Origin of the sequence: uncultured Flavobacterium sp. (genome assembly GCF_963974175.1) — a bacterium.
Classification (GTDB): Bacteria; Bacteroidota; Bacteroidia; order Flavobacteriales; family Flavobacteriaceae; genus Flavobacterium.
The window spans coordinates 1-13187 of record NZ_CAXBBR010000003.1; the positions used below are offsets into that span (position 1 = coordinate 1).

12 protein-coding genes are annotated in these 13187 nt (G+C 33.5%); all 12 read left to right on the forward strand.

Annotated elements, in window-relative coordinates; translation table 11 throughout:
• The coding region (locus AAC069_RS05275; protein WP_339919443.1) for an ice-binding family protein at nt 1-1520 on the forward strand (1520 nt) is incomplete at its 5' end.
• Nucleotides 1521-1778: 258 nt separating this feature from the next.
• Nucleotides 1779-2552: a DUF2520 domain-containing protein gene (locus AAC069_RS05280; RefSeq protein WP_339919444.1), complete on the forward strand. Its 774-nt coding sequence runs from the start codon at nt 1779-1781 to the stop codon at nt 2550-2552.
• Nucleotides 2536-3063, forward strand: coding sequence for an HAD-IIIA family hydrolase (locus tag AAC069_RS05285; protein ID WP_091086243.1), 528 nt, complete (start codon nt 2536-2538; stop codon nt 3061-3063). The genes AAC069_RS05280 and AAC069_RS05285 overlap by 17 nt, the downstream gene beginning before the upstream one ends.
• Before the next feature lie 79 nt (nt 3064-3142).
• Complete coding sequence (locus AAC069_RS05290; protein WP_339919445.1) at nt 3143-4075, forward strand: geranylgeranylglycerol-phosphate geranylgeranyltransferase; 933 nt, start codon at nt 3143-3145, stop codon at nt 4073-4075.
• Nucleotides 4062-4646, forward strand: coding sequence for a Maf-like protein (locus tag AAC069_RS05295; protein ID WP_339919446.1), 585 nt, complete (start codon nt 4062-4064; stop codon nt 4644-4646). The genes AAC069_RS05290 and AAC069_RS05295 overlap by 14 nt, the downstream gene beginning before the upstream one ends.
• A 10-nt stretch (nt 4647-4656) precedes the next feature.
• Entirely contained in the window at nt 4657-5187 is a 531-nt protein-coding gene (locus tag AAC069_RS05300; RefSeq protein WP_339919447.1) for a mechanosensitive ion channel domain-containing protein, read from the forward strand.
• A gap of 181 nt (nt 5188-5368) precedes the next feature.
• The gene (locus AAC069_RS05305; RefSeq protein ID WP_339919448.1) at nt 5369-6550 is read left to right on the forward strand and encodes an AI-2E family transporter; all 1182 of its coding nucleotides are present in this window, start codon (nt 5369-5371) and stop codon (nt 6548-6550) included.
• 103 nt (nt 6551-6653) lie between these two features.
• On the forward strand, nt 6654-8474 hold the full coding sequence (locus tag AAC069_RS05310; protein ID WP_339919449.1) for a hypothetical protein: 1821 nt from the start codon (nt 6654-6656) through the stop codon (nt 8472-8474).
• A 170-nt stretch (nt 8475-8644) separates the two neighbouring features.
• Nucleotides 8645-8947, forward strand: a complete 303-nt coding sequence (locus AAC069_RS05315) for a hypothetical protein (RefSeq protein WP_339919450.1) — start codon at nt 8645-8647, stop codon at nt 8945-8947.
• Nucleotides 8948-9116: 169 nt separating this feature from the next.
• Nucleotides 9117-9590, forward strand: coding sequence for a hypothetical protein (locus AAC069_RS05320; protein WP_339919451.1), 474 nt, complete (start codon nt 9117-9119; stop codon nt 9588-9590).
• Between the two features lie 175 nt (nt 9591-9765).
• A complete protein-coding gene (locus AAC069_RS05325; RefSeq protein WP_339919452.1) occupies nt 9766-10380 on the forward strand; it encodes a hypothetical protein in 615 nt (204 codons plus the stop codon).
• A gap of 160 nt (nt 10381-10540) precedes the next feature.
• Entirely contained in the window at nt 10541-13072 is a 2532-nt protein-coding gene (locus AAC069_RS05330) for a PIG-L family deacetylase (protein ID WP_339919453.1), read from the forward strand.
• The last annotated feature ends 115 nt before the right edge of the window (nt 13073-13187 follow it).

Here is a 13187-nt window from a genome sequence, read left to right on the forward strand (position 1 = left end):
CTGGATCAAATGGTATTGACGGTGCAAAAGGAGACGCTGGAATTAATGGTGTTGACGGAATAAACGGTGCTACCGGAGCAAAAGGAGACGCTGGATCAAATGGTATTGACGGAATAAACGGTACTACTGGAGCAAAAGGAGATACTGGAATAAATGGTGTTAACGGAAATGATGGTGCTACTGGAGTAAAAGGAGATACCGGAATAAACGGTAGTGACGGTGCAACTGGTACTACTGGAGCGAAAGGAGACACTGGATCAAATGGTATTGACGGAATAAATGGTACTACTGGAGCAAATGGTATTGATGGTGCAATTGGAGCAAAAGGTAATACTGGAACTGACGGTGCTGATGGTCTAAAAGGAAGTACAGGCTCAATTGGTGCGACAGGAGCCAATGGTAAGACAGCATATGAAATATGGCTTTCTGAAGGAAATACAGGAACTCAAACTGAATTTATTACTTCATTAAAAGGAGAAACAGGAGCCGTTGGACCTCAAGGGCCATCCCCTAGCTACAGTTCTACAGATGATTCAGTAACTATTTCAACTTCGTCAACTTCTGATGTTTTAATGTCCGGAATGAGCAAATCACCAGAACCTGGTACTTATTTGGTCTTTTTTAATAGTGAATACAGTATAGCTCCTGCTTATGAAACAGCTATTGTTACTACAGACGATGCAATTGCCGATTTAGAAAAAATCTATACAGATATAGATAATATGGGGCAAGGTACTTATCAAGCCGCTGCCGGTGACATAGGAGGAAAAACAATTAAGCCAGGAATATACTCTTATGGAGGAGCTCTAAGTATTGGGACAGATGTTACTTTAGATGCACAAAATGATCCCAATGCAGTTTTTATCTTCAAAACAGCAGGTGCGTTTAATACCACTGCGGGGATTACTGTTAAATTGGTAAACGGGGCATCAGCAAAAAATATCTTTTGGGTAGCTACAGGAGCTATTGGATTAGGAGCAAATTCCATATTTTTCGGATCTCTTTTATCTAGGCTTGCAGTCGCTGTCGGTGCTGATTGTACCATTGAAGGAAGAATGTTGACTACAGCAGGAGCACTAGCTTTTGGACCAGGGACAATTTCCGTTCCATTAGGGACTTCGCAAGTTAGCTTAGGAGCAGTACAATCTTTTGTTATGCTTACAAAGTCTGGAGCAATTGCAAATACAGGTATATCTACTTATACTGGACAAATCGCGACTAATTTAGGTGCTATAACTGCCTTTGAAACCGCTATTCATTATGGAGAAATTGTTCCTCCTGGTGGTAATGTTGAGGTAATTAAGGAGATTCCTGGCAATGCTACTTTTAGCCTTTATAATCATGGGGTGCTAATCCCTAATTCTACCAGAACCAGAACGACAAAAGTTAATACGGTGGATGTTACTTTACAAGCAATGGCTACTATTGCTCAAGATGAAAAAATTGAGGCAAGATGGAGTATTGATGCGGGAACCTTGTCTGTTAAAAATAGAATTTTAACTATAATTAAGGTCAATTAAAAATAAAAAATTACATTGAATTAAAAAATGGCGTTTGGTACTAAACCAACCGCCATTTTTCAATATTAAGGAACTGAGCTAAAAAATAATTAATACTCACCCAACCTACCCATCTTATTTCTAAGCTATAAGTTATATTGTTTCCAGAACTTTCTTCATAAGATTCGAAACCGAAAAAGAAGAACACTTGTTGCAACTCCCAAAATCTTCTATCCCTTTATTTGCCATACTACTTCATTTTTTTGCTAATTTTGCCAAATGGTTAAAGTTATTATTATAGGCTCAGGAAATGTAGCGCAACATTTAATTGCTGCTTTTCAAAACTCCAAGAATACAGGAGATGAAATTGAATTGACACAGGTGTTTTCTAGAAAAGCGAACACACTGACAAACGTATTAGATGCTAGTCTCATCACAACCGATATAGCTAATTTATTAGAGGCCGATTTATACATCATTGCGGTCTCAGATGATGCCATTGGAGCTGTTGCTGCACAATTAGCTTTTAAAAACCGATTGGTAGTACACACCTCAGGCAGTGTAGCACTAGATGTTTTAGACGACAACAACCGAAGAGGTGTTTTTTACCCGCTTCAAACCTTTACTAAAAACAAAGCAGTAGATTTCAAGACGATTCCCATTTGCTTAGAAAGCGAAAACTCGACTGATTTCAGATTATTGGAGAAAGTGGCTAAAGTGATTTCTGATAAAGTATTTGCTATCAACTCTGAACAACGCAAGGCATTGCACGTAGCGGCAGTTTTCGTAAATAACTTTACCAATCACTTATACACCATTGGAAATGAAATTTGTCAGGAAAATCAAGTTCCTTTCGATATTTTAAAACCCTTGATTTTGGAAACAGCTCAAAAAATAATGACTATTTTGCCCAAAGACGCTCAAACAGGTCCAGCAAAGCGAAATGATTTAAAGACAATTGAAGCACATCAATTATTTTTATCGGACAAAAACCAATCAACTATTTATAAAATAATAACACAATCTATACAAGATAATGGCAAAAAGTTATAAAACAATAATGAACGACATCACCACTTTTATTTTCGACGTTGATGGCGTACTTACAGACAGCGCGGTATTTGTAACCACTGAGGGAGAAATCCTTAGAACGATGAATATCCGTGACGGTTATGCTATGAAAGCAGCTGTGGAAAGCGGCTATAATGTTTGCGTTATTTCAGGAGGAAGTAATGAAGGAGTTCGCGTAAGATTGCGAAATCTGGGAGTAACAGATATCCACTTGGGGACTCCTGACAAAGTAGAAACGTTTAAAGAATACATTGAATTGTACAATATCAATCCAGAGCAGGTTTTATATATGGGAGACGACATCCCTGATTATCATGTGATGAAATTAGTAGGCTTACCAACGTGTCCTCAGGACGCTACTCCAGAAATAAAATCAATCTCTACTTACATTTCGCATATCAATGGTGGAAAAGGAGCGGCTCGCGACGTTATCGAACAGGTAATGAAAGTACAAGGAAAATGGATGTCTTATTTCGATGGTAAACTTGATTAATAATTAACAGTGATCACTATTCAGTTATGGAGTAACAATCTAATCCAACACTGAATATTGAATATTGAATACTGAATAAATGAAATACCTGAAACTCATTCGATACCAAAACCTACTGATGCTTGCCTTTATGCAATTGGTCTTTAGATACGGTTTTTTGAAATTGCAAAATATTCCTTTGGCGTTAAGCGATTGGCAATACGGATTATTAATACTCAGCACCGTTTTAATCGCGGCGGCGGGTTATGTAATCAACGACATTTTTGATCAAGATACAGATTTAGACAATAAACCAGATCGAGTTATCATTGGTAAAAACATTTCTGAATCTGCGGCTTATAATATTTACGCCACTTTAAATATAAGTGGAGTTCTAATAGGTTTTTATTTGTCTAATGTTATTTTAAAGCCCTCTTTTGCCTCTATTTTTATTCTGATTGCCGCAACTCTTTATATCTACGCGACCAGTTTAAAGCAAATGATGGTATTAGGTAATGTTGTTGTCGCACTGTTACTTGCATTTAGTGTTGTGATTATTGGTGTTTTCGATTTGTATCCTGTAATTGACGCAGGGAACCAACTCCTAATGGCCAATTTGTTTTCTATTCTTTTAGATTATGCCTTATTTGCTTTTTTAATTAATTTTATTCGGGAAATAGTTAAGGATTTAGAGGACATCAACGGTGACAAAAACCAAGGCATGAAAACCCTGGCTATCACTTTAGACATTGCAAAAACAACAAAATTAGTTTTTATATTGAGCCTAGTGCCGATAATCGGGCTATTCGTTTATACTAAAACCTATTTTGTGACCAATGATTTATTTATTGCCACACTGTACTCCTTTCTTTTTGTTTTGGCCCCACTTATTTTTTTTACTATTAAGATTTGGACAGCCAAATCCAAAGAGGAATTTCATACCTTAAGTACCCTACTGAAATGGATTTTATTTTTCGGAATTCTATCCATCGTAATCATCACCTTAAATATAAAATACAATGCTTCAAGATAAATTAAAACAATACAAACTGATTTTGGCCTCCGGTTCTCCCAGAAGACAACAATTCTTTAAAGATTTGGAACTGGATTTTGAAATTCGATTAAAAGAAGTTGAAGAGATTTATCCACCACACCTAAAAAGAGAAGAGATAACAAACTTTCTAGCCGAATTGAAAGCTGGTGCTTTTGAAGGAGGATTACAAGAAAATGAAATTCTAGTAACGAGCGATACGATTGTTTGGCATAATAATAAAGCTTTAGGAAAACCGACTGACAAGGAGGATGCCTTTGCTATTTTAAAATCGCTTTCGAATGCTACTCATGAAGTAATTACATCCGTTTGCTTTAAAACCAATTCGAAAACAGAGCTGCTACACGAAATAACAAAAGTTACTTTCAACGAAATCAGCGATGAGGCAATTAATTATTATATTGATAATTACAAACCTTTCGATAAGGCTGGAGCTTATGGCATACAGGAATGGATAGGATTTATAGCTGTTTCAAAAATCGAAGGTTCTTATGCTAATGTAATGGGGATGCCTGTGGACAAGGTTTATGAATATTTGAGTAACTTAGCTTAAAACAAAAAACATGTCTTTTTTTAACGATTTTACAAAAGAAGTAATAGGAACTGGGATTCTATTACTAGTTGTTTTTGCTTTGCGAATAATCACTTCAAGACTGGTTAGACGTTTTGCAAGGGTAACTCATATTATAGAACATCGGACAAATTTAGTTGTCAAATACTTACATCTACTGACTAATATTTTGGCAATAATTGCTTTAATATTGATCTGGGGTGTCCAACCGAAAGACATCATCATCGCCATTTCCTCTATCACAACCGTTGTAGGTGTGGCTATGTTTGCTCAATGGTCTATTTTAAGTAATATTACATCAGGTATTATTCTGTTTTTCTCTTTTCCATTTAAAATTGGAGATGTAATACAAATTCATGATAAAGATTTTCCTATAGTAGCCGAAATTGAAGATATTAAAGCGTTCCATGTCTCTTTAAAAACGAAAGAAGGTGAAATGATTATCTATCCAAATAACTTGCTTTTTCAAAAAGGTATTTCGATAATGAAACATCATTTTGATGACAATGAGTTTGTTGACTAGTTTTATTTTGCAAAAAATTAAATGGTACTATTTATTTGTTCTAAATTTATGGTTTGCAAGTAGTAATTATATAACAAATAATAAAAAACATATAACGGACTACAATCAATAAAATATCAAATTTGCCTGCAAAGCATTAAACGATTACTATAGCATTTAGTTTCTATAAATATAAAATTGTATGAATACCTTAATCAAAATTCCTTTTTATGTTAGACTTACTTTTTCACTAGTAAGTTTGATTGCTATCACCTATATTTTCTATATGGGGAAAAGTGTTTTAATTCCAATATTACTTGCCTTTTTATTTGCGGTATTATTGTTACCAATGGTTCACTTTTTAAATTCTAAATTCCGTTTCCCGCATGCGCTAGCCGTTTCAGTAACCGTAATACTTTTTGTTTCACTAATCATTGCGATACTTGCTTTCATCTCTTATCAAATTAGTGACATTGCAAGTGATTTTGCTGAGATTAGAAAAAATATTAATCTTTTTACAACAGATATTCAAAGATACATAAGAACCAATTTCCATGTAAGTATTTGGGAACAAAGAAAATATCTTGAAGATGTAACACAAGATTCTGTAAAAAAAGGAAAAGAAACTATCGGTACTACTCTAATATCTGTTACGAACACCCTTTTAGATATTACATTAATTCCTATTTATACGTTCTTGATTCTTTTATATAGAACACATTTCATCTTGTTTTTAACTAAGCTATTTAGAAAAGAACACCATCCTAAATTACAGGAAATCTTAACTCAAATAAAAGGTTCCGTTCAAAGCTATATTTCAGGTCTGATAATAGAGATGATCTTTGTTTCTATTTTAACAAGCATCGGTCTTTATATTATTGGTGTCCCTTACTTTATTTTATTAGGTATAATTACAGGTATCCTAAATCTAATTCCATATATCGGGATTCTGGTTGCCGGAATTTTAACAATTCTATCTTCACTAACAGGAACTCCGGACTTGTCTATAATTCTGGGAGTTATTGGCGTAAATATAGTAGTTCAAATAATAGATAATAATATCCTTGTCCCGCTTATTATAAATACAAAAGTTCAAATAAATGCGTTCGTCTCCATAATAGGAATCATATTAGGAGGTGGAATTGCAGGGATTGCAGGAATGTTTTTAGCCATTCCTATATTAGCTATACTTAAAATTATTTTTGACAGAATTGAATCTTTAGAAGCCTGGGGCTATTTAATGGGAGATAACTTGCCTAAAAATTTTATTTGGAAAAATAAAAGCCCACTTGTACCAGAAAAGCAATCGGAAATGGGTCAAGTGAAAATTACTATTTCTGATGATGACTTTACAGATTCTATATCGGAATCGAATACAAACTAAAACAGCAATTTTTACCCACGATATCGACAATACAACACCGTAAAAGTGTGTTACAGTAAACTAAAAAACGTTGCGCTTTAATTCTTATTTTAAATATTTTTAAATGCCTTCACAACCAAAAATAGTACTGTTTATTTTGATGCTTTTTTGCTATCAGTTTTCTTTTTCGCAAATTAAAAAAACGGAGAAAGACAGCTTGGAGGTGTATGAAAACATTCAAACTTATTCTAAAAAAAATAAATTCACTCGATTTTTACATACCATAATTTTTGAACCGATAAATTCAAAAAAGAAAAAGCAAGTTGTAAAGCCACAAAAAAAACTAGTCGTTGAAGGTAAAATAATTAGGACTATCAATATCATAACTTTAGACCCTTTTGGTTATTCCGATGTTGATACTACCAAACACCCTAGGAATTGGGGAGAACGAACAGGAAACAGATTACATCTGAAAAGTAAAAAAATAGCCATAAAAAACCTCTTGCTTTTCAAAAAAAACACACCCTACAATGCATTCTTAATAAAAGAATCTGAACGTATTATCAGGATGCAAAAATTTGTAAACCGAGTTACTATCTCTGTTGAAACACCAACTTCTCAATCTGATTCTGTAGATGTTTCTATTCGAGTATTAGATTCTTGGAGTACCATCCCCAAAATTGCGATTTCAGGCACCAAAATGTCGTTAGGGGTTAATGAAAGAAATTTTTTTGGTATTGGTCATCAATTGGATTATATATACACCCACCGTTCCAGCGATGGAAAAAGTGCTAATAATTTAGCCTATACTGTTCCTAATATCAGAAATACTTTTGTTAGAACCGTATTTAAATATCAAAATGATCTAGAAGATTATTATTCGAAAAGCATAGCAGTTGAACGCCCTTTCTATTCCCCTTTAGCAAAATGGGCCGGTGGTATTTATTTAGATCAGCAATTTAGAAAAGATACTTTACAGGCTGCAGATTTAAACTATGTAGAGCAAAACTTTAAATTTAGTTCCCATGATTTTTGGGTTGGAAAAGCATTTCAAATTTTTAAGGAGAATACAATAAATGATCGAACTACGAATTTAATTTTAACTGGACGATTTTTGAATATTCATTATATCGAAAGCCCTAGTATTGAATATGATCCTATCAATTTCTTTTCGGGCGAACAATTAATTTTATCCGGAATTGGTATTAATACCCGTCAGTTTATTAAAGATCAATATATTTTTAGAAACGGAATAGTGGAAGACGTACCTATTGGAAGAAGCTACGGCGTAACATTTGGCTATCAAAATAAAAATTATAGTTGGAGACCGTATTTAGGAGCACAAGTTTCTTTTGGAAAATACCATAAATGGGGATTCTTAAGTACTAATTTTGAAGTGGGTACCTTCTTTAATAATTCGAAAACGGAACAAACTGCTTTTTCTTTTCAAGCTAACTATTTTACTAAATTAATGGAACTGGGAAATTGGAAATTAAGACAATTTATCAAACCCCAAGTCATTATTGGTATAAATCGGCAGCATTCAATAGGTGATAGATTAACTATTAATGAAGATTATGGAATTCAAGGTTTTAATAGCGCTATCTATGGAACTAGTAAAATGATACTGACTTTACAAACACAAGCATATGCTCCAAAAGATATTGGAGGATTTAGACTGAATCCTTATTTCAACTACTCCATCGCCTTATTAGGAAATAATGTGGATGGGAACACAACAAATAAAGGGTATTCTAAAATCGGTATTGGTGTGATCATAAACAATGATTACTTAGTCTTCCGTTCTTTCCAATTATCGCTTTCCTATTATCCAACAATTCCTTTTCAAGGCGATAACATCTTTACAACTAATGCTTTTCAAACATCAGATTTCGGACTGCAAAGTTTTGAACTCGCTAAGCCCCGAACAGTCCTATATAAATAATGAAATAAGTATACTCATTTTTTAAAGCACAAATATTCATCATCTTACAAATACTAATCCTTTAAGAAAAGTGTGAATTTTATAAAAATACTGATTAATTATACAACTCTGATTGCCAAATTGTTATTACCTTTATAAAAATAATCATGTTAAATTAAAACCAAAAAAAGATGAAAAAACTAAGTTTCTATTTAATGATAATGGTATTATCATTATGTGCTGTTCCAACTACAATGTTAGGAGCTGAAAAAAGTCCAGCTGCAAAAGAAGTTCCTGCTGAAGTGCAAACAATGCTTAATCGTTTAGAAGAAATTAAAGAAATGGATAAATCTTCTTTAAATTCTTCAGAGAAAAAAGAACTACGTAAAGAAGTTCGTGAAATTAAATCAGAATTAAAAGCATCTGGAAATGGTGTTTATTTCTCTGTAGGAGCAATAATAATCATTATCCTTTTATTGATTTTATTATTATAATAAATCCCCCCTAAGTTTAAAAGAAAAAGAAGCGTGAATACGTTTCTTTTTTTTTTGAAAAAACTTAAATGAATGTTAAAACAATTAGTCTGGCACAATAGTTGGCTATAGCTATTCTGTATTGAAAATATAAATACCACAAATCGAATATTAATTAAATATAACAAAAATGAAAAAATTTAAATTACTTGCTCTGGGAATAGTTCTCTTTATAGCAGGATCAGTAAGTGCACAGGTTTCTGTAAACGTCAATATTGGTAGTCCTCCAGCATGGGGTCCTTCAGGATATGCAGAAACAGAATATTATTATTTACCAGATGTTCAAGCCTATTACGACATTAGAGCATCGCAATTTATTTATTTTGGAAACGGTAATTGGGTACGATCAAGATACTTACCTAGACAATACAGAAACTATGATTTATATAATGGATATAAAGTAGTACTAAACGATTATCATGGTAGAACTCCTTACACTTATTATAAAAGTCATAAAGTAAAATATTACAAAGGATATAAAGGTAAACCGCAAAAATCAATAGGAAATAGAAATAGTAGCCATTCTAATAGCAGTAGTAAAGCAAAAGGTAATGGAAAAGGTAATGGAAAAGAAAACAACGGTCATGGAAAGGGAAAACATTAATTTCTACTTTCTACGAAAAAAAGAGAAACGCCAACTGCGTTTCTCTTTTTTTTTGGCCTACTTTAACATCCAACTATATGTTAATAAAATCATCTTGGCACAGTTGTTGGATTTAAGATAAAAGTATCATTCTAGACAATACGATATTAAATATAAATACAAAAAAACAGAAAAGATGAAAACATTAAAACTATTAGCCGTTGGAATAATTCTACTCGTATCCAGTTCAATTCAAGCACAAGTTTCAGTAAATTTAAATATAGGAACAGCTCCAGCCTGGGGTCCTTCAGGATATGCAGCAGCAGAATATTACTATTTACCGGACGTACAAGCCTATTATGACGTTAGAGCATCCCTATTTGTATATTTTGGAAATGGAAGATGGGTTAGATCAAGATACTTACCAAGACAATATAGAAACTATGATTTATACAATGGATATAAAGTAGTGCTAAACGGGTATCATGGTCACAGACCTTATGCTCACTATAATAACCACAACCAAAGATATAGTGCAAATTATAGAAATCAACGTCAAAGAACAATTGGACATCGATATGACGATCATAGATATGCAAAAAGCAATCATAGAACCTATGATAATCGCAAATATGCAAAAAATCACAGGTATTCAAATGACAGAAGATATGCAGATAGCCGTAGATCATCAAATGATGGTAGGTATGTAAGGGACCATAAAAAATCTGATAATCATAAAAAGTATGATAATCGAAAAAGCAATAATAAAAAACGTGGGAACCATGAAAAAAATAACCATGGGAGACGTTAATCTCAACTATTAAATAGATTAAAAAAGGAGAGCGCTATAACAGTGCTCTCCTTTTTTTTATAAGCATATCAGTTTCTTTTCAAACAAAGAAAATAAGAAACCTTTTGAAAAAAACATTTAATTACTACATTTGAGCTAATTGCAATTAAACTTTAAAAAAATGCTCAAAAATAAAATTCAATATATTTTAATTTTTCTTTTTTGTTTCCAAATACTACTCGCTCAACAGCCTCAAAAACCAAATTCAGTTGAAATTTACAACCAAATTCAGAAGTTAAATTTCTTAGGATCTGTACTCTATATCGCAGCACATCCAGATGATGAAAATACACGTCTAATTTCTTATTTATCCAATGAAAAAAAAGCAAGAACGGGATATTTGTCATTGACACGTGGTGATGGAGGCCAAAACCTAATAGGTCCTCAATTACGCGAATTATTAGGAGTGATTAGAACACAGGAACTACTTGAGGCCAGAAAAATTGATGGTGGCGAGCAGTTTTTCTCCCGTGCCAATGATTTTGGATTTTCGAAAAACCCTGATGAAACACTTGAAATTTGGGATAAAGAAAAAGTACTTTCTGATGTAGTTTGGGCAATACGAAAATTTCAACCTGATGTAATCATAAACAGATTTGACCACCGTAGTGCAGGCACAACGCATGGACATCATACAGCCTCAGCACTACTTAGCACCGAAAGTTTTAATTTAACTAATGATGCCACCGTTTTTCCTGAGCAATTAAAATTAGTTAATATCTGGAAAACTAAACGCCAGTTTTTCAATACTTCTTGGTGGTTTTATGGTAGCAAAGAGAAATTTGATGCCGCTGACAAAACAAATTTAAGCACCATTGAAACTGGAGTCTACTACCCTAACCTGGGAAAGTCAAACCAAGAAATTGCAGCCTTAAGCAGAAGTAGCCATCAGTCGCAAGGTTTTGGAAGTACAGGAAATCGCGGAGAAGAATCAGAATACTTGGAACTTATCAATGGTGAAAGATTAAAAAATACCTCTGATATTTTTGAAGGAATTGATACCAGTTGGAATCGTGTTCCTGGTGGAAAACCCGTTGGAGAATTACTATCTCAAATTGCTTCAAAATATGATTTCTCTAACCCTTCAGAAAGTATTTCTGAGCTGACTAAAGCCTATTTAATGATTCAATCATTGAATGACAATCACTGGAAAGCATTAAAACTGGGCGAAATTGAAAAAATAATTGCAGCTTGTTCAGGCTTATATCTTGAAGCGGTATCCACAAATCAGGAAGCAACTCCTGGTAGTATAGTACAACTAAAACTCGAAGCCATAAATAGAAGTAGCATCGATATGCAATTAGTAAGCGTAACTACTTTGCCTACATTAAAAAATACTGTATTTAACAAACCCTTAAATAATAATAGTTCTGAAAACATAACACTTGATTTACAGTTACCAGTAACAATAGAATACACGCAACCATACTGGCTTAAAGAAAAAGGAACCCTCGGGATGTACACTGTTGCTGACCAGAAAAACATAGGAATTCCAGATATTCTCAGAGAAGTAAAGGTGATTTTTAATGTTCAAATTAATGGTATAAAAATCCCGTTTGAGCGCGCCGTAGTCTATAAATATAATGATAAAGTAAAGGGCGAAATGTATAATTATCTAGATATTGTGCCCGAAGTTACTACAAGTATTCCAGATCATGTCTCCTTTTTTAATAATGAAAGTAAAAAACCCATTGCTGTAAGCGTTAAAGCAGGAAAAGATAACATAAAAGGGAATTTACAACTAGAATTACCTGGAAATTGGTCTGTTTCTCCTCAGTCTATTCCCTTCACTTTACATAAAAAAGGAATGGAGCAATTGTTTTACTTTGAAGTAACTCCGCCAGCAAAGCCTGATGAAGTTATTGCTAAAAGTATTGTTACTGTGGGAAGCCAAAGATTTAATAAAGATCAAGTAATAATAGATTACCCTCATATCACTAAGCAGCAGATATTGAAACCTGCTGAAGCAAAATTCATAAAATTAGATCTTAAAATAAACAATCAAAAAATTGGTTACATCATGGGTGCAGGTGATGAAGTTCCCGAAGGTCTTACTCAGATGGGCTATAAAGTAACACTATTAAATCCTGACGAAATCACGCCTGAAAAATTAGAAGCTTTTGATGTTGTCATCACGGGAATTAGAGCCTATAATGTACTTCCTTCATTGGAAAACAAACAAAAAATACTTCTTGACTTTGTTAAAGGCGGAAAAACGATGATAGTTCAATACAATACACCAGACGGCTCTATTCCTGCTGATATTTCTCCTTATCCGTTAAAAATATCTCGTGACAGAGTAACCGAAGAAAATGCAGAAGTCCGATTTTTAGCTCCAAACCATCCTGTTTTGAATTACCCAAATAAAATCACCGCTAAAGATTTTGAAGGTTGGACCCAAGAACAAGGTCTATATTATCCAAACGAATTTGACAAGGCCTTTACTCCTATTTTATCTTCAAATGACAAAGGAGAAAGTCCAACAAATGGTGCCTTACTGGTTGCGCCTTATGGAAAAGGATACTATATTTATACCGGTTTAAGCTTATTCAGAGAATTACCGGACGGGGTGCCAGGCGCTTATAGACTTTTGTCGAATATGATTTCGTTAAAAGCGCCAGTTGAAGTTCCTTCGCAAAACTTAAAAAACTAAAGACTTAAACATGGAACCAAAAAAAACAAAACCTTGGAAAAAGAATTATACAATGGTACTGGTAGCTAATGCTATTTATATCTTAGCTTTTTATCTAATAATGAAATTATACTCT